This is a genomic window from Puia dinghuensis (genome assembly GCF_014642875.1).
Taxonomy (GTDB): Bacteria; Bacteroidota; Bacteroidia; order Chitinophagales; family Chitinophagaceae; genus Puia; species Puia dinghuensis.
Window position 1 is genome coordinate 201,860 of sequence record NZ_BMJC01000004.1, and the last position, 22,403, is coordinate 224,262.

A 22,403-nucleotide genomic window follows, 5' to 3' on the forward strand; every position below is an offset into this window, starting at 1 on the left:
TTGCGCCTGACGGCGGCCCGGCATTGGTTCATGGTGGGGTTCTGGCCTTTGGGCATCGGGTCAATGATCTGAAGCCAGCCGGGTAAACAGCTGGAAGGCGCGTTGATTATCCGAATTATCCAGCGCCCCGGTGATATTCAGCTTTTCCTGTTTGGTAAGATGAAAATTGAGCGCTGCCCCGGCCTCTTCGGTGCGGGGAACATATTGAAACACCAGTTTCCGGAAAGGGAAGCCCATCCCGTTATTCGCCAGGCTCAGCAGATCGTCCTGGTTATACTCCTGCATCTTGTACCAGTTGTCCTGCAATAGCAGTATGGGTTTTGTGATGATCTCCGTGATGTCATCGGATTCGAAAGGATTTTCCCAGCCGCCGGCTTTCCGGTCGCGGATCTGCAACAGCACAACGCCGCTGGTATTCTCCTGCAGCCATTCGCGGAAGGAATTGAGGAAGCGGATGGCGTTCATCTCGCCGAAATTATCGCGGAAGCCGGCGTCCATGACATCGATGACAGGCCGGCTTGGGAGCCAGACATTGGGTAACACATAGGGAAAGGTCGCGTTCATGCGAAGGGCTGTGAGCAGGCGGAGATCCATTGGTTGCTGCCTGGCAAACATAGCGGCGAAGTCGATCGCGTCGGGATCCATCGTCGGAAGCTTGCTGCTATCATAGCGGGGGCGCATTAAAAAGCTCACTGGCTGGGTGGAGATGACCAGCGCACGGCTGTCGCGCGTGATCACCGGGTTGAACAATAAGACCGGCATACGTGCGGCGGCTTCGTCGGGAGCAAGGTCTTTGAGCTGCTTGTCGAGGATGCCGTGGGTATTCTCGTTCAAGCGTTGTTCGAAGGCAAAGCCGCGGTCTTTTACATATTCCTGATCACCCACGGTGAATTTTTGTGCGGGCGAGGCAAGGTCGCGGGCTACAAAAGAAGAAAAGAGGGTGTTGAGCAGGTCGCCGGAGATGTCGTTGACATACCGATGGTCTTCCAGGTGAATGGAGGTATCGCCGGCGTCTCGCCGCCGGGATAATTCCCGGAAATAGGCGGCGCCAAGCATCCCGCCGGAAGCGCCGGTGATGAGAAAGGTCTTGCGCATTAATTTCCCGCCGCTGAGGCTGTCCAGCCGTTGCAGAATGCTCAGGGTAAAGGTGGCGCTGCGGCTGCCCCCGCCGCTGGTGTTGACGAGGAAGAGCACCGGTTTTTGCGACGCCTGGCGGGCCTTCCATCTCTCCAGGATGCGCAGCATGTTCTCCTTGTCCCGCTGCACGTTCTTATCCGAACACAAATCCAGCAGGGTCTCCCGGTCGTACAATGGCCGGTCATCCTTTTCGGTGTAATTGACGCCGTATGCTTTATTCGTTGGATCGATGACGTTATATTTATACAGCAGGTTCAGGGCGAAGTAGACGAGGATGAAAAAGGGAATGCTCCAGGATTGGAGGAAATAGGAGAAGGCCCCGGTGAGCGAGATGAGGATGGCGAAGAAGATCAGGATGCTGGCGGCGGCAGGCAGCTGGAAGTAGCGGCTGTCCATGAAAAAGCCGATGATGATCAGCGAGACAAAGGCCATGAAGATGGAGAGGACGGCGGAGATATGATGCCGGTTGAAGATGCTCTCGATAAAGGCCTTGCTGTAGTGCGCCACATCGCGGGTCTTCCTCATGGACGTGAGGGAGTTGAGATAATAGTCGACGTGCATCAGCCGGCTATCGTTGAGCTTTACTTCTTCTTTGGAAAACTGCGATTTAAAGAGTTTGGGGTTATTGATCACCGGTGTCATCCGGCGGATGATGTTCTTGTCGGCACGGAAGAAATATATCAGAGAGACCCCGAGGACAAAGATCAACCCGGAGAGGAAACCGAAGCATAGTAAAATAAAGGATCTCCCGGGCATAAGTTCCCGGTGAATGCTAAACTCCATGGCTTTTACAAGGTAAAAGATCAGGAAGATAGCCGGGAGAATGGCGTTGTTGATGCAATATTTCAGAAAGGGCTTTGTCGTCGTTGCCAGGAAACGGAAATGCCGGCAGAAGATGATAAAGGTGGTGATGTTCCAGGCCATGATATAGATGCCGGTCGCCACGCCGACGATGGCTGTGCTGATGGGACTGACATCTCCCAGGTATTCCGGCGAAAGGAAGAGCGCCGCCGCCCCATAGGAATGCATAAATCCCCCGTTGAGGGTGCTGAAGAGGATCAGCCAGAATATCAGCAATACCTGGAACTTTTTTACATGCAACAAAAGAAGCTGTACAGGAAAGAAATGATAAATGCTTTTAAGGATGCGCATCATACGGTTACAGAATGACTCTTATGGTCTGGTACCACAAGGTACAACATCCCGACCATTGTCAGTAGGAATAAGAGGCCCGTCATCTGGTGAAACAGCGCCAGCCAGTCAAAGGCAACCCACTGGTGAGCGATGATGCCAGGGCTGGTGAGCAGGCTGCTGATGCCAAGCACTATCTGAAGCGACACGACCAGCAGGGGCAGCCAGCGCAGCCGGCGAAAGGAATCCGGCACCGGCCGCCGGACATGAAGGGCGGCGGCCGTCCAGGCCAGGACGCACAGGAAAAGGGTGTAGGCAAGGGTACGGTGGATGAAGTGTACGGTGAAAGGGTTGCCGACGAGGTCCCGGAACAAGGGATGTTGACTAAATACCCCATCGGGCAGCCAGCTGCCGTTGATGGTGGGCCATGTCGGAGCAACGGCTGCCGCCTTGTGACCGGCCATCAGGGCTCCATATAATAATTGGAAGAAAAGCAGGATGAGGATCACCACCGTCCAGCGCCGGAGAGTGGAGGTTTGGCGGTTGAGCAGGCGGGCGCCGGGTGCAACGGAGAGGTCAAGCGCGAACCAGAAGGCATAGACGACCAGTCCAAGGGCAAAGACGAAGTGAAGTCCCAGTTTCGTAGGCGCCACATAAATGGCATCGCCCGTGAGGCCGCTGGCCACCATAACCCAGCCGATGGCTCCCTGTAAAGCGCCAAGCAGAAAGAGGATGATGAGGGGACGGATCATCGCCGGCTGCAGCTTTTTCTTTAACAGCAGCCAGACAAATCCAACCAGGAATACTACCCCTACGAGCCGCGCCCAAAAGCGGTGAAACCATTCCCAGAAGAAGATGAATTTGAAATCGGGAAGGGTAAAATCGGAATTGATCAACCTAAACTGGGGGGTCTGCCGGTATTTGTCAAAGGCGTCCTGCCATTGGGCGGCGTTTATGGGCGGGAGGGCGCCGGTGACCACCTTCCATTCGGTGATCGAAAGACCCGAACCGGTGAGCCGGGTGATACCCCCAAGGATCACTTGAACGAGTAGCATGATAACACCGGTGTAAACCCAGATGGCCACCGGACGCGAGGAAGAGCGGGTGTAGGATTCCATAGCGGGCGTAAAGTTCTCAATTTTTATCCAGACAAACTTCAATGATCGTATTTTTGGTCTATGGAGAATCCGCTTCGACCTTTTTTCCAGGAGGAACTGACTGAGGCTGGTTGTGACGAGGCCGGGCGTGGCTGCTATGCCGGACCGGTATTCGCGGCGGCCGTCGTCCTGCCAAAAGGATTCTTTCATCCGTTGCTAAACGACTCCAAACAGGTGACGCCGGAAGATCGCAACGAATTACGGGGGTACATCGAAGCAAATGCCCTGGCCTGGGCCGTAGCGAAGGTAGATCATGATGAGGTAGACCGGATCAATATCCTAAAGGCCTCTTTCAAGGCGATGCACCTGGCCCTCGATGAGTTGAAGATCAGACCCCGGCTCCTGCTGATCGACGGCAATCGGTTTACAAAATATAAACGTATCCCCCACCGGTGTATCGTCAAAGGCGATTCGATCTTCGCCTCCATCGCCGCGGCCAGTATTCTCGCGAAGACCTGGCGGGATGAATACATGCAGCTGCTGCATACCGAATTTCCCCACTATCGCTGGGATAGTAATAAGGGATATGGAACGAAGGAGCACCGTGATGCCATCGAAAAATTCGGGCTTTGTAAATATCATCGCAAAAGCTTTAATATCTCGCCGGAGTCCAGCCAGGAAGAGATCGATTTTGAGGTTAACCAATAAGCTCCAAAGGCTTTCAGGAGGCAGCTTCCGCCCACTCGCCCAATCCTTTTCTTATGAGCATGGGTTCGTCGCCGGTGCAATCCACAATGGTGGAGGGGATCATGCCCCCGATGCCCCCGTCGATGATGATGTCGACCTGGTTTCCGAATTTTTCCTGGATCATCTCAGGATCGGTATATTCCTCGACCATCTCTCCAGGGAGGGAGGAGCTTAAGATCGGGTGCTGCAGTTCTTTAAGGAGGGCGCGGGCAATGGTGTTGTCGGGGATGCGGAGACCGATGGTGTCTTTGCGGCTTTTTAGTATCTTGGGAACCAATTTGCTTGCTGGAAGGATAAAGGTATAAGGCCCGGGCAGATAGGTCTTCAGCAAGCGATAGAGGGGAGTGGAGATGCTCTTTGTATAGTTGCTAAGGTCGCTGAGATCATAACAGATGAAGGATAGTTGTGCTTTGGCCGGATCAACCTGTTTGATCCGGCAGATGCGTTCGACGGCCTTGTGATGGAAAATATCACACCCTAAACCATATATCGTGTCCGTAGGATAGATGATCACCCCGCCATCCAGCAAACATTCGATCACCATCTTTATATTCCTGGGCTGCGGGTTCAGCGGATGCAAGTGCAAATACATAGTTAGAGTAAGGTAGGAAAAAACGGATGAAAGGTTCCGGTAGTTTTTCCCTAACAATTCTTTAACATAGAATTATTTTTAAATTTGCCGAAACAATCGAAACAATAGCGCGCATGAATTTACAGGTGGTAGATAGGGTAGATAGCATCAGTCCTGAGGAATTCAGGGACAGGTACTACACGCCTATGAAGCCATTGGTGATCAGGGGGCTGTCCAGGCAATGGCCGGCTTTTGAAAAATGGACCTGGGATTATTTCAAATCCATTGTAGGGGATGTCAATGTCGGGGTTTACAATAATGTCAAGAGCGATGCCTATACGCCTATCAATACCGCTGATGGCTACATGAAATTCGGGGAGTATATCGACATGGTCCGCAAAGGCCCTGCCGAATGGCGGATATTTCTTTTCAACATCTTCGAGCATGCCCCCCAGCTCGCGCGGGATTTCGAATGGCCCGAGCAGCTGATGAAGGGGTTTGTCAAGCGCTATCCCATGTTGTTTGTAGGGGGCAAAGGCTCGGTAACCCATATGCATTTCGACATCGATCTCTCGCATATCGTCCATACCCAGTTTATCGGGCGCAAGCGGGTATTGCTCTTTCCCTTTGAAGAGCAGCACAAGCTTTATCGCAAGCCCTGGGAGGTGCTGAGCTTTGTCAATTTCGAAAAGTACTTCGATGAGGATGAGAATAAATTAGACCTGGAGAAATATCCGGCGGTGCGGTTGGCCCGGGGCTATGAGATTATCCTGGAGCACGGCGACACCCTGTTTATGCCCGCCGGCTACTGGCATCATATGGAATACCTGGACAGCGGCTTTGCGATGAGCCTGCGGGCCCTACAATCCTCCCTCACCGGGAAACTCCGGGGCATCTGGTATCTTATGGGTATGCGCAACATCGACACCCTGATGAAAAAGACGGCGCCGGAATGGTGGTTCAACCGGAAAATGGAAAAGACGCTCAGAGCTGCGCATAAAGAGCTTGAAACCCTTGTTCAGTAAGGGTTTACGGCGCTTCAACCCTGCAGGAAGCAACCCTATCCGCGCGGGGTGGACAAAAAATAAAAAAAATTATTGCTTTTTACCGAAACTGTCTTTATTTTTACCGCGCTTACATACTCTGAAATTAACCATCCCTGATCCAATTTCCTCGTCCAAATTCTATCCGAAGATTCCAATTCCATCGATATCCAGGTTCCAAGCCTTCTAATGAAGCCCTCGCTTCATAGTTTTGAGATACCTAACTATCCCCTGTCCTGACGAGAATCTCTTCGTTACCCTTTTTGAAGCAAGTCTATCCGGTAAGTGCAGTCCCGGCTGTCTACCGATACTAATCGACCCGATAAATTTATTGTTTTGCGGCCCAACCCTGTTAAAGGGTTTGCCGGAAAATGTAACAGATACTAACAGCAAGGTATAGTGGATTAGAACGTCTATAACAATGAAAAATATTCTGAACTTTTTCTTTTTGTGGTTTCAGAGGTAAGCACAGGCCGGCGATGTCTATCGCTGGCTCTTTTTTATTACTATCTGCCTAATTGGCCCATAAATACTTCACTGTGAAAAAACCAAAAAAGAGGCGGCTCAATCCTGTCGGGCCTGCCTCTTTTTATTTATAGCGGTGAATTGTCAGCAGCTGTAGATCACGCAATGGTCCAGGTCTCGTTGCCTCTCAGCAATTTATCCAGATCGCCTTTCCCCTTACTAAGGATGGCTTCCTGTATCTGCAAGTTCAGCATGTCTTCATAACAAGGCCGTTCGTTCTCATAAAAGACACCGAAGGGCCTGGGCAGATGGCCTTCCATCCGCGGATCGTCAAACATCCGCACAAGAAGCTGCGCCTTGTAGAAATCTTTCTCGTCGTGTATCCAGCAATCGCTTTCGCTAAACCCATTCCCTAATTCCACCACGACGGGGTGGAATCCGTCGAGCCGGATGCCTTTTTCGCGCTGAGCGCCAAAGACAAGGGGTTTGCCCTGTTCGAGGAAGAGCGTTTCCAGGGGCTTGGTGCCTTTTTCCGTAAAGATCTCAAAGGCGCCGTCGTTGAAGATATTGCAGTTTTGATAGATCTCGAGGAAGGAAGCGCCTTTGTGGGCGTGGCTGCGGAGCAACATCTGTTGCAGGTGTTTGGGGTCACGGTCCATGCTCCGGGCTACAAAGCCGGCGTCGGCGCCCCTGGCCAGGGCGAGGGGATTGAAAGGATGATCGATACTCCCGTAAGGAGTCGACTTGGTCACCTTTCCCTCTTCCGAAGTAGGCGAATATTGTCCCTTTGTCAAACCATAGATCTGGTTGTTGAAGAGCAGGATATTGATGTCGAAGTTGCGACGTAGCAGGTGAATCGTATGATTCCCACCAATGCTCAGGCTATCCCCATCGCCAGTAACCACCCAAACGCTCAATTCCGGGCGCGTCGCCTTCAGACCCGAAGCGATCGCCGTCGCACGGCCATGGATGGAGTGCATTCCATAGGTGTTCATGTAATAGGGAAAACGGCTGCTACAGCCGATACCGGAGATGATTACGATGTTCTCGCGTGGGATCCCAAGCGTGGGCATGATCTTCTGCACCTGGGCGAGGATGGAATAATCCCCACAGCCCGGACACCAGCGTACTTCCTGATCGGTGGAAAAATCCTTCGCCGTCAATGCCGGCGTGATCGTTGTTGTTTCACTCATGATGAATTATACCCTTAAAAACAGGTGATACTACAAATTTAGTGATTTGACTGCAACTGGGGTCCGTTTATGGGGAAATACCACCACAGGATAAGACCTAATCACCAGAGGATGATCCCCTTCCGGCATGGCATGGGTTTGGTCCCGGTATGGTAATAACCGAGCTGTGGGCGGAAAACAAATAAAATAAAAAAATTATGAAAAAGATACTCATGATCATAGCGATAATTGGCTTTTTGGCCACCACCGGCTGTGAAGTGGAAGGATATGTGACCGACCAGCCGGCAGATATTTATTATGTGCGTCCGGCCGCGCCTGGCCCTGATTATATCTGGATCGACGGTGACTGGGTCTTTTCGGGCGGAACCTACGTCTGGCACGAGGGCCACTGGGGCCGCCACCGGGAGGGCCAGGGATGGGAGCGGGGCCATTGGGATCATGGCGATCGCGGATGGCGCTGGAACCGGGGTCACTGGAGGTAAATCCACTTCTATTATATATGCGAGGAGGCCGTGGGCGTACAATACCACGGGCTTTCCCCCGGTAAGCTCCGCTTACCGGACATTATGAAAAAAGAGGCCGTCTACTTTTAGCTTGAGGCGGCCTCTTTTTTTGTCTTCCGGGGGCAGTCTTTGGGGGATACCCTTATTTTTTTGAAATAAATGTGTCACAATCACATTTATCAAAGTCTCATTGCGTTACATTTACACAGTTAAAAGCAGCACCCTTACTAAAATCCTGTATCAATGGCATCTGATTTGTGTACCACAATCTCCCTGCATCGCTTTGTGGACGAGCTGATGGCAGGGCTCCTTCCGCGTGCGGTTAGCCGCAAAACCATTATCGTCAATCAAATAGATAGAGATCTGGAAGTAGGTTCGGATGAGAATCTGCTGGCATTCATCCTTTGGAATCTATTGGACAAGGCGGTAGAAAGCACCCAAAATGAATGTATCCACATTGAATCCATCCGCAAGGACGAAACCACGATGATCCGTGTTCGCAACGCAGGGGTTTATTTTTATCGTAGTTGCGCCAATTGTTTCCGGCAGGTGCAGGATGCGGCCGAAAAACTGGGTGGTTCGATCAGCATCGATTCCCTGGATATGAGCACGACAGTGGTGCTTACGCTGCAGAAAGAGTTCTCCGCGGCGTAAGATAAAAAAAGGCCCCTTTATCAGGGGCCCTTACTCTAATATCAACAAAGCAAGCGATTAATACCTGCTGTTGCTATAGTTGTTGTTGCCCCTGCGTTGGAAAGAACCACCGCCGCCTTTGTTGCCGCCGCCGTTGCCGCGGTCTTCCCTGGGCTTCGCTACAGATACCCCGATGGTGCGGCCGTCTACGGAAGCACCGTCCAGTTCCTGGATAGCTTTTTTAGCAGCTTCATCGTCCGGCATTTCAACAAATGCAAATCCACGGGATTTACCGGTGAATTTGTCCATGATGACCTTGGCGGAAGAGACTTCACCATACTCTGCAAAATAATCCTGTAAGTCTTCATCCGTGACGTTGAAGCTCAAGTTCGAAATGTAAATGTTCATACTAATAACTGGTTAAAAATGAAAATAAAAGACAATCTGAGTAAAAAAGCAGAGAGTAAAGACGACTAACAATTACCGGAGATTTATTTAGCGGAAATACATTATGCAATTACTGCGCTGAAACTTGCTCAAATTTAACGACGCAAATATAGGACAATTCATTCTATCCGCCAAGCAAATCGGGTCGTGATTGGAGTAATTAAAAATTTGTTAACCTGTCCGCAACCTGTCCGCGCGACCTTTATGCTGTGGCGGGTCGAATTTTTCTAAATGTAAGTGCGTATATAGTGAATGCAGCCGTCGTAAGCAGCGCCCCGGTGATACATACTCCCGTCCAGCCGGCCTTATCCCAGGCGAAGAGGCCCACGGCCGACCCCAGCGAAGTCCCGATGAAACTCACGGTCATATATACAGTATTCAACCTGTTGCGCGCATGCGGGATAAGCGCATAGACGCGGCTTTGGTTGGAGACGTGAATGCATTGCATCGCCAGGTCGAGCAAGACAATACCGGCGACCATCCCCGACACATAGTCAGCCCAGACGTATAGCAGCACAAATGACAATAACAACAGACAGAGGCCATACCCGATGGCTATGCGGGGGTTGCGTTTGTCGGCCGAACCACCGACCAGCGGAGCGGCAAGGGCTCCCGCCGCCGCAGCCAGTCCGAAGAGCCCGATGAGATCGCTTTTGAAATGGAAGGGCGCACCGGAGAGATGCAGCACCATCGTAGTCCAGAACATGCCGAAGGTAGCAAAACCCAGGGCGTTGATGGCTGCGGCTTCCCGCAGCACCGGCTGCTCCCTGGCAAGCGTCACGAGGCTGCGCATAAGCGAGGCGTAAGACCCGGTGAAATTGGGCCGGCTCGGCGGAAAGCTATACCTGATGATGATCAGCAGGGAAAAGCTGATGACCGACGCTACCCAGAACATCCCCCGCCAGCCCAGCCAGCGACCTACAAAGCCGCTGAGCGTTCGCGACAGCAGAATGCCGATGAGCAATCCGCTCATGATGGCGCCGATGACCTTTCCCGTCCTCGACGGCTGGGCCAGGTGCGCCGCAAGGGGAAGGATCAGCTGCGGAATAACGGATGTCGCTCCGATGCATACACTGGCGATCTCCAGGCAAAGAAGGTTGGGCGATACCGCGGCGAAGACAAGAGAAAGCACCGCAAAAGCCGCCATCCAGACGATCTGGCCCCGGCGTTCGACCTTATCGCCCAGAGGGACGAAGAACAGCAGGCCCAGGGCATATCCCAATTGGGTGAGGAAAGCGATGCGTCCGCCTTTACTCTCGGAGATGCCGAAGCTCTTGCTGATGAGCACCAGCAGTGGTTGACAGTAGTAAATATTTGCTACGATGAGGCCTGTGCAAATAGCCATGATCACGATATGACTCCTGCGGAGGTAGTCCGTTGCCGAAGATTGCTGCATAAATCGAATTTCGAACTGGACTCCGTCCAGTTTTGTGAATGCAAAAGTACGGACTGCCTGGCGCCGACCCAATTGTCAAAATATTGTCAAATGTTGGGCGATTTCCCTTAAATTAGTGCACCAAAATCTTCCATATGTTGCATCACAAGAAATTCTTTGTTATCACAGCACTGTTCGGCCTGATGATCATCGGTATGGCCGCTGTTCGTCCCCAGGATGATCCGAAGCCCAAACACAACTTCAAAGTGTTGCCCAAAGACATCAGTCATGACGATCTGGATAAGGTGATGGACGCATGGAAGGCCGCCCTTGGGGTTAAATGTAATTTCTGTCATGCTCCGTCAGCAGACAGTACTTCCCACCACCTGGATTTCGCCAGTGATGCCAAGCCGGAGAAGAATATAGCCCGTCATATGTACAAGATGACCGCGAGGATCAACAAGAAATATTTCAGCTTCGATAAGGATGATATACGCAATTCGATCCCCGCCATTTCCTGTGTCACCTGCCACCGCGGGAGCCCTCACCCCGGTGAGGTCAAATAAAAAAAACCCCGGCTGACGCCGGGGTTTTTTGTTAGTTTTTGAGAAGCTTTTGTACATATCTTCCGCCGGCAGTGCGGATCTCCACGAAATAAAGTCCCGCAGACAATTTGCTACAGGGGAGGGTCAGCGTAGGACCTGCATTGCCCGCCAGCAGTTGCAGGGCCATCCTGCCGGTGAGGTCATAGACCCGCACCTCCGTGATGGGCTGGGCCCCGGCGATCAGGGTAAAGTAACTGCTGGCCGGGTTCGGGAAGAGCAGCGGCGCCGTCTGCCTGCCATAATGGATCAGCACTACGGGAGAATAAGTGAACTTACCGTCCAGGTCGACCAGCCGCAGGCGGTAGTAGTCCACGCCCTCGACAGGCGTCGCATCCTCTGCACTATATTGCCGTTCGATGGTGCTGTTGCCTGCGGCCTGCACCGTCGTCAGGGTGGTGTAATGCGCCCCATCGATGCTTCTTTCCACCTCGAAACGATCGCTGTTCTGCTCCTGAGCGGTGGTCCATCGCAACAGAACGGACTGGCCCGTCACCGCTCCGGTGAAGTTGACCAGCGTCACAGGCAGGGGATCGGCCTGGGTAAAGTTGTCCATCGTTGCCGTCGACAGCACCGTATTGTCGTGGCTGGTAATCGCCAGACCTGCAAGGGTCGCACTGCCGCCTGCACCGAAGCCCAGGTTGGCAGTGGCTCCTACTTGTGTCCAGGTTAGCCCATCGGGGGAGATGAATCCGGAATAGTTGGCGCCCGATTTGATCAGTTTCACCCAATAGGGTGCGATATGAGTGCCGGAAGCAGAAGTACTGGAAGTATTGCCGCCTTGTGTGCTGCGGGTCTGGAAGAAAGCGCCGCTTGCCGAAGTGATACCGATGAAGGCGTTGGGCGAGCCAGGATCCGATGTCAACCGGATCATGATGCCGACCTTATTATCCGCATTGGTGTTGTCCTGGGTAACGACGCGTCCGACGAACTGATCGTTACCGGTGAGGGTTTGAAAAGCGAACCGGAAGGCGTCTGCTGTCCCGCCGATGTCGGCGCCCGAGCCTTGTAGCGTGAAAGTAGCCCCGTCATAACAGGCACCTCCTGCCACCCCTACGCTTCCGATGTCGAGCTGCGACCAACGCGTAGGAATGGTGCTGCAGGCGGCCGAGCAGTAGAGCGTAGAGAAGCCTGCCGGAGAGGAATACTCACTGAACAGTCCACCCGAACAGGTGACGGCGACCTGGAAATCGTAGTCCGAGCTACAGGACAGCGCCGACACCTGCACTGAATTGGTATTGCTGGTCACCGTTGTCCAGGAGAGGCTCTCCACGTTTCTGTATTGTATCGAATATTGGGTAGCGTTGGGCACCGCGGTCCAGGTGAGGGTGGCGCTGTTCTTCTGGATGTTCGTCGCCTGCAAATTGGCCGGCGCCGGACAATTCACCGCAGAGGTGCCGTACACCTGCATCTCATAAATGCCATACCCATTTGCGGTGCCCCGCGTGATGCCGTTCATCCGGACATAGCGGCCCGCGCCCTGGAGACCGATATAATCCTTGAGGCCGGTATTTCCCCTGACTGACTTAATGGTCGTCCAGGTGGAGGCATCATTGGAGACCTGGATATCATAGTCCTTACCATAATCCGCGGTCCAGAAGATGACCACGCCGCAGAGGTTGAATTTTTCACCGAGGTCGACATAGAGCCATTCTGCATCGGTAGGCTGGCTTTCCCACCAGGTGGTTATATTGCCGTCGAAAGCATTGGAGGCTGGTACCCCGCCGTTGAGCAGAGAAGAAGCCGTCGCCGTCATGCCGAGGGCGAGGTTGGGGGTAACACAGGTATCTACCGGCTGGTTGGTCAATCCATATACCACCAGGTTTCCGCTCCAGGAGGCGACGTACAGTTTCCCGTTGGCAATAGTAGGGGAGGAGAATTTGGCGTAATTACCAATACTATCCGTGGGCACCATATTAGAGTTCCAGAGCTCTTGGGTTATATTGCTGGCGTTGACGGCGCGGACGATGCCGGGGCAGACCTGGTGATTGGCGTCGCAATTATAGGCATGCGTGATCCACACGATTCCCGTCGAATCCACGGAGCCATTCGAGCTGCTGCTGAATGTCGCGCCGCTGGCGCCGATGGGGCCCGGGTAACCGGCGGTGACCACATGAGCGACATCCAGGTTACCCGCCACGCGGTTCACCGGAAAAGCCTTTAAATCGGTGTTCTCCGGCCAGGTGTAAATAAATTCCTTCGCCGTGCCCTGGTAATAGCCGAAGTTGGAGTGGAAAAGCGCATTGCTGCCGAGCGGGATGGTCTGAAAATTATGGTTCCCTGCGGTGTCAAACTGACCCAGGTTATTGACATCGGCGAGATAGAGATTCCCATCCTTACACCCGGCAAGTACCCTGTTCATATTGGGGATCAGCAAGACTTCGGTGCTGCCGAAATCGAGGTCGTTATTGATAAGCGTATTGGCGTTATAGGGCGCGAAATAGTCCACCACCTTTAGTGTATTGCCGGAGTCGGCGAGCTTGACCATGCTTTCGCCGCGATTTCTGTTGTTGGTGAAGTCGGCGCCTACACCGATGGTGCCATTCCCCGTGGTCGCATAAATATTTCCCGAGGCGTCTGCGGGTAATCCGCCGCCGGACAGCCAGATGCCGCCTCCAAAACCGTCGGGGGTGGTACAGTAGCCGATCTTCCGCTGAAGGGTGGTTTCATCATAGCCCATTATCCAGCCATGGTAAGGGTCCAGGTCGCAGTGAGAGCCCCAGGCGATGTATACTGTTCCGTTGAGCAGCAGCAGACCCGCCCGCTGGTTCTGGGTTTGCGGATTGAAGGGAGTGTTGGCACCGCCGTAAGCATTGCCAGCCACCGTATCCGTAATGAGTACGGGGCTGTTCGCTTTCTCATTGCCCGTGGTAATGTCCATGGCATGGAGGTATTGTTTGAACACCTGTGTGCCACTGGTGTTGACGCTTCTCGCGACCAGGTAGATGGTGTTGGTCGTCGTGTCGATCACCGGGGTGCCGACGATGCCGATGTTGGCGAGATCCTTATAGTTGTTCTGGCAGGCCCCTACCATATCCGTATTTTTCGGCGGGCGGCTGCCCGCGGGCGTAAGGTTTTTCGACCAGTAGGGCCCCGCAGCCCGGACGCTGTCGGCATCGTAGGCATAGACCGTGTTGTTACAGGTGGCCAGATAAAGCACGTTCCTTATGCCGAAGCCCGGCATGTTGACCCTATAGATCAACGGCTCGGCAAACATCTGATCATCGATGGGAAGCGTGAATAATTTTCCGAAGGCGCCGGGTTTGACGTTTTTTGTATTCAAGGTAGTCTCCCGGTTGTTCCAGCCCGTTCTGTTACTATTGATGTGCTGGGTTGTGATGTTCACTTGAGCATGGAGCGAGAGGGTGACGGATGAGAGCAGGCTCCATAGCAATAGAATAGAGTTTCTCATCTGGTCGATTTAAGGTCAATAAAAAAGGGAATGTCACGGTTGGATCATAGTGACAATGGAGGCTTGGTCATAGTGACATGTGGGAGGTCTTACACGGGAGATTCGATGAGAAGTTCAGGTTGAGAGAGAGGATATAAATATACGAAAGCTATTCCTATTATACAATAAAATGGCCGGGCGGTAGCCCGGCCAGTGTCATGCTAATCCTAATCGCTTATTTCCTAATAGAATACATTTATTGCTTGATGAGTTTCTGGATATATCGTCCGCCGGCAGTGCGGATCTCAACAATATATATTCCCGCCGACAACTTGCTGCACGGGAGGGTCAGCGTGGGGCCGGCCGTGCCGGTCAGCAGTTGCAAGGCCATCCTACCCGAGAGGTCATAGATCCTCACTTCGGTGATGGGTTGTGTTCCTGCCATCAGGGTAAAGTAGCTGCTTGCGGGGTTCGGGAAGAGCACGGGCGCTGTCTGCTTGCCGTAATGGACCAGCACCACAGGAGAATAAGCGAACTTGCCATCCTGGTCGACCAGCCGCAGCCGGTAGTAATTGATCCCATCGATCGGATTGGCGTCCGTCGCGCTGTACAGGCGCTCGCTGTTGCTGTTGCCCGCCGCCAGCACGGTCGCGATGGTATTGAAGTGTGCGCCATCGGCGCTTTTTTCCACAGCAAAATAATCGCTGCCCTGTTCCTGTGCGGTCGTCCACCGCAATAGCACGGATTGTCCCGATAGCTGGCCGGTGAAGCTGACCAGCTGAACGGGGAGTGGCGGATCGACCTGCGAATAGTTGTCCATCGTTGCCGTCGACAACACCGAATTGTCATGACTGGTGATCGCCAGGCCCGCATAGACATTGCTGGTACCTGCACCGAAGCCCAGGTCGGCGGTGGCCCCTACTTGAGTCCAGGTGAGCCCATCGGGGGAGATAAATCCAGAATAGTTGGTGCCGGATTTGACCAGTTTCACCCAATAGGGAGCGGCGGGGGCGCCGGATGAAGCGGTAGAAGTGGTATTGCCGCCGAACGTGCTGCGGGTCTGGAAAAAAGCGCCGCTCGATGAAGTGATACCGACGAAGGCATTGGGGGAGTTAGCGTTCAGGGTACTCCGGACCATGATCCCCGCTTTGTTATTGGCATCGGTGGCGTCCTGGGTCACGACGCGGGCGATGAAATAATCGTTGCCTGTGAGGCTGACATAAGCGAACCGGAAGGCATCGGCCGTCCCGCCAATATCGGCGCCCGAACCCTGCAGGGTAAAGGAGGCTCCATCATAGCAGGCCTGGCCCGCCACGCCTACGCTGCCGACGTCGGTCTGTGTCCACCGGGTAGGAAGGGTGCTGCAGGAAGCCGAGCAGTAAAGCATAGAGAACCCTACGGGCGTGGAATATTCGTTGTAGAGGCCCCCGCTACAGACGACGGCCACCTGGAAATCATAGTCCGAGCTGCAGGAAAGCGCGGACACCTGCACCGAATTGGTAGTGCTGGTGACGGTTGTCCAGCCGGTGGTGGAACCATCCTTATATTGTATCGAATAGCCGGTGGCGTTGGGCACGGCGTCCCAGGTGAGTGTAGCACTGTTCTTCTGGATATTTGTCGCCTGCAGGTTAGTGGGTGCGGGGCAATTGCCCGCGGCGGCGCCATAGACCATCATTTCATAGATGCCATAACCGTTGGATGTCCCGCTGGTGATGCCGTTGAACCGGACATAGCGGCCCGTACCTTGTAAGCTAACGAAATTCTGGAAGGCGCTGTTGCCCCGGACGGAGGCGACGGTTGTCCAGGTGGAGGCGTCGTTGGACACCTGGATATCATAATCCTTGCCATAGTCCGTTGCCCAGTAGATGGCTACGCGGCAAAGGTTGAACGGCTGGCCAAGATCGACAGAGAGCCATTCCGAATTAGTGGGCTGGCTTTCCCAATAGTTGCCGGTTGTATTGCCGTCGAAAGCATACCAGGCTGGTGTTCCGGTGTTGAGCACCGAAGACGATGTTGCCGTAAAATTGAGGGCGATGTCGGAAGAGACACAGGTGTCCTTCGCGTTATTGGTCAATCCGTATACGGACAGGCTTCCGCTCCAGGAAGCGACATACAATTTTCCATTGGCGACAGTGGGAATGGACATCTTGGCATAGAGGCCGATGCTGTCGCCGGGTTCCATGTTGGAGTTCCACAGCTCCTGGGTGGCGTCATTGCCGTTCACCGCCCGGACGATGCCGGGGCATAGCTGGTGGTTAGCGTCGCAGTTATAGGAATGGGTAATCCAGACGATGGCGGTCGAATCCACCGAGCCGTTGGAGCTGGTGCTGATATTCGCGCCATTGTTGCCGATGGGCCCCTGGATGCCGCTGGTGACCACATGGGCGACATCGAGATTGTTATCCGTTCTGTTCACCGGAAATTGTTTCAAGGCGGTGTTCTCCGGCCAGATATAGACGTATTCTCCCGCCGTGCCGTGGTAATACCCGAAGGACGTCCGGAAGTGTGCATTGGTGCCTACGGGAATCGTCTGTGCATTGTTGTTCTGGACGCTATTCCATTGCCCCAGGTTGTTGACATCGGCGAGATAAAGGTTCCCGTCCTTGCATCCGGCCAGCACCCGGTTCAACCCGGGGATGAGCAATATTTCGCTACTGCCGAAATCGAGGTCATATCTATTCAGAGCGTCATAATTATAGGGCGCGAAATAGTCCACTACGGAGAGGGTGTTCCCGGAAGGCGTGAGTTTGATCATGCTCTCGGCCCGGTTGCGGTTGTTGGTGGGGTCGGCCCCGACGCCGATGGTGCCATTCCCCGTCACCATGTAGATGTTGCCTGCCGCATCTGCTGCGGGGCCGTTGCCGGCGCCCCAGATGCCGCCGCCGCTGCCATCCGGGGTGGTATTGTAGACGATCTGCTGGGAAAGGGTGGTGGTATCATACCCGACGTACCAGCCATGGTAGGGGGATAGGTCGCAGTGCGAAGCGAAGGGGATATAAACGATACCATTGAGCAGCATCAGGCTCCCCCGCTGGTTCTGGGTCATGGGATTGAACGGGACGGTGCCGTTGGAGCTGCCGTCGCCCGTGCCGGCCACCGAAGGATTGATCAGTACGGGGGCCTTCCGATCGGCGCCCGTGAGAATATCTACCGCATGCAGCCAATCTACGAACGTGTTATTGCCGTCGGTGGAGATGCTCCTGGCGACAAAATACATGGTGTTGGTGAGCGTGTCGATCACGGGAGTTCCAACGATGCCCATCTTGAGGATGTCGGAGTATTGGCCGTAGCACGCGCCAACGATGTCCGTATTGATCGGCGGCCGGTACCCGCTTGGGGTAAAATTCCTGCTCCAGTAGGCGCCGCCGGCGCGGAGGCTGTCGGCATCGTAAGCATAGACCGTGTTGTTCACGGTAGCCGCATAAAGGACGTTCCGCGTACCGATGCCCGGGATGTTGACCCTGACGACAAGGGGCTCGGCATACATCTCGTCGTCGAGGGCAACGGAGAATAACTTGCCGAAGGAGCCGGGTTTGACATTCTTCGTATTCAACGAATTTTCCCGGTCGTTCCAGCCAGTCCGTTGGTTGTTGATGTGGAGAGTGGAAATGTTCACCTGTGCGTGTAGGGAAAGTACGCAATGGAGCGCCAGGGCCATCAGGGCCCAGGGGCAAAATGTAGAGAGTCTCATCTGGTCGGTTTAAGGTCAGTTAGGTAAATAAGGTCAAATAATAGGTTACGTCATGGCCTGATCATAGTGACATTTGGAGGCTATAACATAGTGACATGGGGAGGTCTTACACGGGAGATTCGATGAAAACGCGGTTGAGCGAGAATCTACAAAAATACAAAAGGAGTTGATATAACAAAATATAAGTATAGCTATTTATTGCGGGTTTTTACCTAATCCGAGAGCTCGGTTACGGAGGCTTAACGCAGAAGGAATGTATTTCAATGATAAAATACCTAAATTTATGGCCTCTAAAACGTGTACATGGCAAACAATTCATTCAAATTCGGCATGATAGGCCTCGGTGTTATGGGGCGTAACCTACTGCTAAACATGGCCGATCATGGTTTTGCGGTAGTCGGCTTTGACAAGGACGCACAGAAAGGAGCAACTCTTGAATCTTCTGCATCGTCGGGTACGACGGTCAAGGGCGTGACCACCCTTGCCGAAATGGTCCAGCTTCTCGAAAAACCGAGAAAGATGATGATGCTGGTGCCTGCGGGCAAACCGGTGGACGATGTAATAAACGATCTTCTCCCGCTGCTGGAAAAAGGCGATATCGTCATTGACGGCGGCAACTCCCATTATACGGATACCCTACGCCGGGTAACATTTATGGAGGGTAAGGGCTTCCATTTCATGGGTGTCGGCATCTCTGGTGGCGAGCAGGGTGCGCGCACCGGCCCCAGCATCATGCCAGGTGGCGACCCCGAAGCTTATCCCTTTGTTCAACCCATACTGGAAGCAGTTGCTGCAAAGGTGGGTGGAGTACCCTGTGTCGCCCATTTGGGTAAAGGCGCAGCAGGACACTATGTTAAAATGGTGCACAACGGCATCGAATATGCTATTATGCAGCTGATCAGCGAGACCTACGACCTGCTGCACCGCGGCCTGGGGCTCGATAATGACGAATTACATAAAGTATACCGCAACTGGAATGACGGGGAATTACAATCCTTCCTCGTAGAGATCACCCGGGACATCTTCCTGAAAGTGGATGAGAAGACCGGCAATCGCCTGGTGGATATGATCCTCGACAAGGCCGGCGCCAAGGGTACGGGCAAATGGACCTCGCAGGACGCGATGGATCTGGGTGTTCCCATCCCCGTCATCGACATGGCCGTCTGCCTGCGGGAATTATCCGCTTATAAAGACGAGCGGATCCAGGCTGCCGCGCTCTATAAAAACCCTTCTTCCGACATCCCTGTCCCCCAAGAGGTCTTTATCCAACAGGTGCAGGATGCCCTGTTCTTCGGGGTCATCATCAGCTATGCCCAGGGCCTGGCCATGCTGCACGTTGCTTCCAAAGAGCTGGACATGCAGATCCCCATGCAGGAAGTGGTCAAGGTCTGGCGGGGCGGTTGTATCATCCGGTCGTCTCTGCTGGAAGTATTTTTTAAAGCCTTCCAAAAGAACCCTGAGCTACCCAATTTGTTATTGGAAGGTGAGATCGCCCAGCTGCTGCAAGCCAAAAAGCAGAATATGCGCAACATGATCATCCACGCCATCCACATGGGCTATCCTGTGGCCGGGCTGATGGCCGCCTTGAGCTATTTCGACGCGTATCGCAGCGAAAAGATGCCTACCAACCTTATCCAGGCGCAAAGGGACTATTTCGGCGCCCATACTTATCAGCGTATCGACGAGCCGGGTATATTTCATACGGAATGGAATAAATAGTAATATTTTAAGATTCAACAGATAGTTTATGCAAAACCATAAAATACCGCCTGCTTCCCTGATTTTCATCTTCGGGGGCAGCGGTGATCTCAACTATAGGAAACTTTCGCCCGCCTTATATAATTTATTCATCGACGAATGGATGCCCGAGAAATTCGGCATCGTGGGCATCGGCCGCAGCCCGTATAATGACGAAGATTACCGGCAACGGCTGCTCAATGGCATCCGGCAGTTTAGCCGCCGGAAAGAAGATTCCTACGGCCATTGGGATGAATTCTCCAAGCATGTCACCTACCTCCAGATGGATGCCGAGAAAGAAGGCGATTATCAGAAGATAGCCGAAGTTGTCAAGGCAAAGGAAGCGGAGATGGGCGAACACCCCAATGTTATTTTTTATCTGTCCGTCGCGCCGCAATTGATGCCGGACATCGCCAAGAAGCTCGGCGCCCTTCAACTCTGCTCGGAAACATCCACCACTCGCATCGTCATCGAAAAACCTTTCGGTCATGACCTTAAAAGCGCCCACGAGCTGAACCAGCTGCTGATGGGCATGTTTAAGGAAGAACAGATCTACCGCATCGATCACTACCTGGGCAAAGAGTCGGTGCAGAATATCCTTTCTCTCCGGTTTGCCAATGCGCTTTTCGAGCCTATCTGGAACCGGCACTATATCGACTACGTACAGATCACGGCCTCCGAAACGGTAGGTGTCGAAGGCCGCGGCGGTTACTACGAGCAATCGGGAGCTTTACGCGACATGGTGCAGAACCATATCCTGCAGCTGATGTGTATGATCGCGATGGAAGCACCGGTGTCCTTCGATGCCAATGAGATTAGAAATAAGAAAGTGGACGTACTGAAAGCGATCCGCAAGATCAGCAAGGAGGAAGTGAACCAGGTGGCCGTGCGTGGCCAGTATGGCGAAGGATGGATGAAAGGGGAGAAGGTTCCGGGCTATAAGCAGGAGAAAAGTGTGAACCCCAATTCTGCTGTCGAAACTTTTGCCGCCGTCAAATTCTATATCGACAACTGGCGCTGGCAGGATGTTCCCTTTTATGTGCGCACCGGCAAAAGGATGAACCAGAAGTCCACGAGCATTACGATACAGTTCAAAACCGCCCCCAGCTATGCTTTTCCGCCGGAAGCGGCAGAGACGTGGCGGGCAAACCGGCTGACCATCAGCATTCAACCCGAAATGGAGGTAAAGCTCCGGTTCCAGTCAAAACGCGCCGGTCAGTCCATGACGCTCAGCCCGGTGGACATGATCTTTAATCCGAAGGATGGAGAAAACGAGCCGGAAGCCTACGAGACCCTGTTGCTGGACGTTATGGAGGGCAATGCAACCCTGTTCATGCGTGCAGACCAGGTGGAAGCCGCCTGGAAGATCGTGATGCCTATCCTGGAAACCTGGGAAAGCCGTCCCCCGGCAGGCTTCCCCAACTATACACCCGATTCCTGGGGACCGGAGGACGCCGAAGCGCTCATCGCCAGGGACGGACACAACTGGATCACCATGCCCCCCGTCAAATAAGGACTCATGGAACTGCACGTATTCAAAGACGGCGAAACGCTTAGCAACGCCGCAGCCAAATTCATCGCCGACAGTATCACGGCGACGCTAAAGACAAAAGACCGTTATACCATCGCCCTTTCGGGCGGCAGTACCCCTAAGCGGCTGCACCAGATCCTGGCGCAGCCGCCGTATAAGGAGCAGATCGACTGGACGAAACTACATGTCTTCTGGGGTGACGAGCGGGCCGTTCCTTTCGAGGACAGCCGCAACAATGCAAAGATGGCCTACGATACTCTGCTCAACTTTGTGCCGGTGCCGGCCGGGCAGGTACATGTTATGCGGACGGACATCCCACCCGAGCAGTCGGCCGCCGAATATGAAAAGATCCTCCACGGATATTTTGACAACACCGATACCAGCTTCGACCTGGTGCTACTTGGCATGGGTGATGATGGGCATACGCTCTCGCTTTTCCCCGGAACACCCGTCATCCATGAAGAAAAGCTTTGGACGACGGCTTTCTGGCTCCAGGCACAGGATATGTACCGGATCACGCTGACAAAGGTGATCGTGAACCGATCGGCCTGCGTGGCTTTCCTGACGACGGGAAGCACAAAGGCGCATGCGTTGCAGGAAGTGCTGAAAGGCGCTTATAACCCCGATCATTATCCATCGCAGGTGATAAAGCCCGTTGGACAGCTGCATTGGTTTGTCGATGAGGCCGCAGCCGCGCAGCTAAAATAATTGCCGGATCATCTCGTTGCTTAGTTTGCGGTCGCCTTGCGTCCAGAAGTCGTTGGGAGGTGGGAATTCATTGATATTATAGCCGCCATGCGCCTCGAAGTCAAATAGGGCATGGACATGATCGTCGATCACCAGCGCGACCTTTAGCCAGTCTTTGGACCAGATAATTTTAAGCTGTGCGGTGGCTGGCTCGGGGTCGTCTTCATTCGATTCATGGATATGCAAGGCGTCCAGCACCCGCAGCTCGCCGCTGGTCTTATCCTTCTCTACGGCATAGAAGAAGGCGGTTTCGCCGTCATCTTCGAAAACGACTCCATAGGAATTTTCGGGTGAGAAACTCTCGACGAAGAGATCTTCCCCGGCGACCCAGTCTTGCTCCTGCATGAGATATCCGTTCATCT

17 protein-coding genes are annotated in these 22,403 nt (G+C 53.5%); 8 read left to right on the top strand and 9 right to left on the bottom strand.

Annotated elements, in window-relative coordinates; genetic code table 11:
• Positions 1 to 60: 60 nt before the first annotated feature.
• Complete coding sequence (locus IEY39_RS18695) at positions 61 to 2,292, bottom strand: patatin-like phospholipase family protein (RefSeq protein WP_188934405.1); 2,232 nt, start codon at positions 2,290 to 2,292, stop codon at positions 61 to 63.
• Complete coding sequence (locus IEY39_RS18700) at positions 2,289 to 3,386, bottom strand: COX15/CtaA family protein (protein ID WP_188934407.1); 1,098 nt, start codon at positions 3,384 to 3,386, stop codon at positions 2,289 to 2,291. Before IEY39_RS18700 ends, IEY39_RS18695 begins: the two co-directional genes overlap by 4 nt.
• Before the next feature lie 60 nt (positions 3,387 to 3,446).
• Here IEY39_RS18700 and rnhB point away from each other — a divergent pair, with 60 nt between their 5' ends.
• Positions 3,447 to 4,073: a ribonuclease HII gene (gene rnhB / locus IEY39_RS18705; protein ID WP_188934409.1), complete on the top strand. Its 627-nt coding sequence runs from the start codon at positions 3,447 to 3,449 to the stop codon at positions 4,071 to 4,073.
• A 13-nt stretch (positions 4,074 to 4,086) separates the two neighbouring features.
• Here the strand turns inward: rnhB and IEY39_RS18710 are convergent, their stop codons facing one another.
• Positions 4,087 to 4,704, bottom strand: coding sequence for an L-threonylcarbamoyladenylate synthase (locus tag IEY39_RS18710; protein ID WP_188934411.1), 618 nt, complete (start codon positions 4,702 to 4,704; stop codon positions 4,087 to 4,089).
• Between the two features lie 113 nt (positions 4,705 to 4,817).
• On the opposite strand from IEY39_RS18710, the gene IEY39_RS18715 reads away from it, so the two are divergent.
• Positions 4,818 to 5,708: a cupin-like domain-containing protein gene (locus IEY39_RS18715; protein ID WP_188934413.1), complete on the top strand. Its 891-nt coding sequence runs from the start codon at positions 4,818 to 4,820 to the stop codon at positions 5,706 to 5,708.
• 641 nt (positions 5,709 to 6,349) lie between these two features.
• Here IEY39_RS18715 and IEY39_RS18720 read toward each other — a convergent pair.
• Positions 6,350 to 7,384 carry a 2-oxoacid:ferredoxin oxidoreductase subunit beta gene (locus IEY39_RS18720; protein WP_188934415.1) on the bottom strand — a complete coding sequence of 345 codons (1,035 nt, stop codon included), beginning with the start codon at positions 7,382 to 7,384 and terminating at the stop codon, positions 6,350 to 6,352.
• A 197-nt stretch (positions 7,385 to 7,581) separates the two neighbouring features.
• Between IEY39_RS18720 and IEY39_RS18725 the strand changes: the two genes are divergently transcribed.
• Positions 7,582 to 7,866 (top strand): YXWGXW repeat-containing protein, encoded by a 285-nt coding sequence (locus IEY39_RS18725; RefSeq protein WP_188934417.1) that lies wholly within the window; start codon positions 7,582 to 7,584, stop codon positions 7,864 to 7,866.
• Positions 7,867 to 8,130: 264 nt separating this feature from the next.
• Positions 8,131 to 8,541, top strand: coding sequence for an ATP-binding protein (locus IEY39_RS18730; protein WP_188934419.1), 411 nt, complete (start codon positions 8,131 to 8,133; stop codon positions 8,539 to 8,541).
• A gap of 57 nt (positions 8,542 to 8,598) precedes the next feature.
• On the opposite strand, the gene rbp is transcribed toward IEY39_RS18730, so the two are convergent.
• Together rbp and IEY39_RS18740 are read right to left on the bottom strand one after the other, a co-directional pair.
• Positions 8,599 to 8,928, bottom strand: coding sequence for an RNA-binding regulator (gene rbp / locus IEY39_RS18735; protein WP_188934421.1), 330 nt, complete (start codon positions 8,926 to 8,928; stop codon positions 8,599 to 8,601).
• A gap of 241 nt (positions 8,929 to 9,169) precedes the next feature.
• The gene (locus IEY39_RS18740) at positions 9,170 to 10,363 is read right to left on the bottom strand and encodes an MFS transporter (protein WP_229688979.1); all 1,194 of its coding nucleotides are present in this window, start codon (positions 10,361 to 10,363) and stop codon (positions 9,170 to 9,172) included.
• A gap of 134 nt (positions 10,364 to 10,497) precedes the next feature.
• Between IEY39_RS18740 and IEY39_RS18745 the strand changes: the two genes are divergently transcribed.
• The gene (locus IEY39_RS18745) at positions 10,498 to 10,908 is read left to right on the top strand and encodes a c-type cytochrome (protein WP_188934423.1); all 411 of its coding nucleotides are present in this window, start codon (positions 10,498 to 10,500) and stop codon (positions 10,906 to 10,908) included.
• Positions 10,909 to 10,939: 31 nt separating this feature from the next.
• Here IEY39_RS18745 and IEY39_RS18750 read toward each other — a convergent pair whose 3' ends face one another.
• Positions 10,940 to 14,356 (bottom strand): discoidin domain-containing protein, encoded by a 3,417-nt coding sequence (locus tag IEY39_RS18750; protein WP_188934425.1) that lies wholly within the window; start codon positions 14,354 to 14,356, stop codon positions 10,940 to 10,942.
• 235 nt (positions 14,357 to 14,591) lie between these two features.
• Positions 14,592 to 18,026: a galactose-binding domain-containing protein gene (locus tag IEY39_RS18755; RefSeq protein WP_188934427.1), complete on the bottom strand. Its 3,435-nt coding sequence runs from the start codon at positions 18,024 to 18,026 to the stop codon at positions 14,592 to 14,594.
• Positions 18,027 to 18,329: 303 nt separating this feature from the next.
• Here IEY39_RS18755 and gnd point away from each other — a divergent pair, with 303 nt between their 5' ends.
• The 3 genes from gnd to pgl are packed head-to-tail and all read left to right on the top strand — an operon-like array spanning position 18,330 to position 22,002.
• Entirely contained in the window at positions 18,330 to 19,745 is a 1,416-nt protein-coding gene (gene gnd / locus IEY39_RS18760) for an NADP-dependent phosphogluconate dehydrogenase (RefSeq protein ID WP_188934429.1), read from the top strand.
• Between the two features lie 28 nt (positions 19,746 to 19,773).
• Positions 19,774 to 21,276, top strand: a complete 1,503-nt coding sequence (zwf, locus tag IEY39_RS18765) for a glucose-6-phosphate dehydrogenase (protein ID WP_188934431.1) — start codon at positions 19,774 to 19,776, stop codon at positions 21,274 to 21,276.
• A gap of 6 nt (positions 21,277 to 21,282) precedes the next feature.
• Positions 21,283 to 22,002, top strand: a complete 720-nt coding sequence (pgl, locus tag IEY39_RS18770) for a 6-phosphogluconolactonase (protein ID WP_188934433.1) — start codon at positions 21,283 to 21,285, stop codon at positions 22,000 to 22,002.
• On the opposite strand, the gene IEY39_RS18775 is transcribed toward pgl, so the two are convergent.
• The gene (locus tag IEY39_RS18775; protein ID WP_188934435.1) at positions 21,994 to 22,401 is read right to left on the bottom strand and encodes a DUF2251 domain-containing protein; all 408 of its coding nucleotides are present in this window, start codon (positions 22,399 to 22,401) and stop codon (positions 21,994 to 21,996) included. The two genes, pgl and IEY39_RS18775, sit on opposite strands and share 9 nt — an antisense overlap.
• Positions 22,402 to 22,403 lie beyond the last annotated feature (2 nt).

What these genes read in the sequence shown, in the direction of transcription:
- IEY39_RS18695 (WP_188934405.1), bottom strand. Translation starts at nt 2,292, where the DNA reads ATGATGCGCATCCTTAAAAGCATTTATCATTTCTTTCCTGTACAGCTT.
- IEY39_RS18700 (WP_188934407.1), bottom strand. Translation starts at nt 3,386, where the DNA reads ATGGAATCCTACACCCGCTCTTCCTCGCGTCCGGTGGCCATCTGGGTT.
- rnhB (WP_188934409.1), top strand. Translation starts at nt 3,447, where the DNA reads ATGGAGAATCCGCTTCGACCTTTTTTCCAGGAGGAACTGACTGAGGCT.
- IEY39_RS18710 (WP_188934411.1), bottom strand. Translation starts at nt 4,704, where the DNA reads ATGTATTTGCACTTGCATCCGCTGAACCCGCAGCCCAGGAATATAAAG.
- IEY39_RS18715 (WP_188934413.1), top strand. Translation starts at nt 4,818, where the DNA reads ATGAATTTACAGGTGGTAGATAGGGTAGATAGCATCAGTCCTGAGGAA.
- IEY39_RS18720 (WP_188934415.1), bottom strand. Translation starts at nt 7,384, where the DNA reads ATGAGTGAAACAACAACGATCACGCCGGCATTGACGGCGAAGGATTTT.
- IEY39_RS18725 (WP_188934417.1), top strand. Translation starts at nt 7,582, where the DNA reads ATGAAAAAGATACTCATGATCATAGCGATAATTGGCTTTTTGGCCACC.
- IEY39_RS18730 (WP_188934419.1), top strand. Translation starts at nt 8,131, where the DNA reads ATGGCATCTGATTTGTGTACCACAATCTCCCTGCATCGCTTTGTGGAC.
- rbp (WP_188934421.1), bottom strand. Translation starts at nt 8,928, where the DNA reads ATGAACATTTACATTTCGAACTTGAGCTTCAACGTCACGGATGAAGAC.
- IEY39_RS18740 (WP_229688979.1), bottom strand. Translation starts at nt 10,363, where the DNA reads ATGCAGCAATCTTCGGCAACGGACTACCTCCGCAGGAGTCATATCGTG.
- IEY39_RS18745 (WP_188934423.1), top strand. Translation starts at nt 10,498, where the DNA reads ATGTTGCATCACAAGAAATTCTTTGTTATCACAGCACTGTTCGGCCTG.
- IEY39_RS18750 (WP_188934425.1), bottom strand. Translation starts at nt 14,356, where the DNA reads ATGAGAAACTCTATTCTATTGCTATGGAGCCTGCTCTCATCCGTCACC.
- IEY39_RS18755 (WP_188934427.1), bottom strand. Translation starts at nt 18,026, where the DNA reads ATGAGACTCTCTACATTTTGCCCCTGGGCCCTGATGGCCCTGGCGCTC.
- gnd (WP_188934429.1), top strand. Translation starts at nt 18,330, where the DNA reads ATGGCAAACAATTCATTCAAATTCGGCATGATAGGCCTCGGTGTTATG.
- zwf (WP_188934431.1), top strand. Translation starts at nt 19,774, where the DNA reads ATGCAAAACCATAAAATACCGCCTGCTTCCCTGATTTTCATCTTCGGG.
- pgl (WP_188934433.1), top strand. Translation starts at nt 21,283, where the DNA reads ATGGAACTGCACGTATTCAAAGACGGCGAAACGCTTAGCAACGCCGCA.
- IEY39_RS18775 (WP_188934435.1), bottom strand. Translation starts at nt 22,401, where the DNA reads ATGAACGGATATCTCATGCAGGAGCAAGACTGGGTCGCCGGGGAAGAT.